The organism is Mesorhizobium sp. M7A.F.Ca.MR.148.00.0.0 (genome assembly GCF_003997735.1).
Taxonomy (GTDB): Bacteria; Pseudomonadota; Alphaproteobacteria; order Rhizobiales; family Rhizobiaceae; genus Mesorhizobium.
The window spans coordinates 1-265 of the sequence record NZ_RZTB01000581.1; the positions used below are offsets into that span (position 1 = coordinate 1).

1 protein-coding gene is annotated in these 265 nt (G+C 63.8%); it reads right to left on the reverse strand.

The window, feature by feature from the left end; all coding sequences use genetic code 11:
* Positions 1-141: 141 nt before the first annotated feature.
* Positions 142-265, reverse strand: a 124-nt coding sequence (locus EOB49_RS35400) for a Sua5 family C-terminal domain-containing protein (RefSeq protein ID WP_281060647.1), incomplete at its 5' end; no start/stop codon positions are given.

Below are 265 nucleotides of genomic sequence, written 5' to 3' on the forward strand. Positions count from 1 at the left end.
GCGCCAGAGCCCGCGCCGCTCAATGAGGTAAGGCGCGATATCGCGCTCGTCGCGCAGCGCATATTTGTCGCCAACGATCGCCGCGAAGCGATCGATGAGAGCGGAATCGAGTGTCTCTATGATTTCGGTCATGGGGGAAAACTATGGTGTGGGCTGCGTGATGTCACGAGGGGCGGCGGCACGCGACAGCCGATCGTTGATGGCTTCACCGAGCCCGTCGAAGGGAATACGCTCGACGGCGATGGTCCGCGCGCCGCTGCGGTCG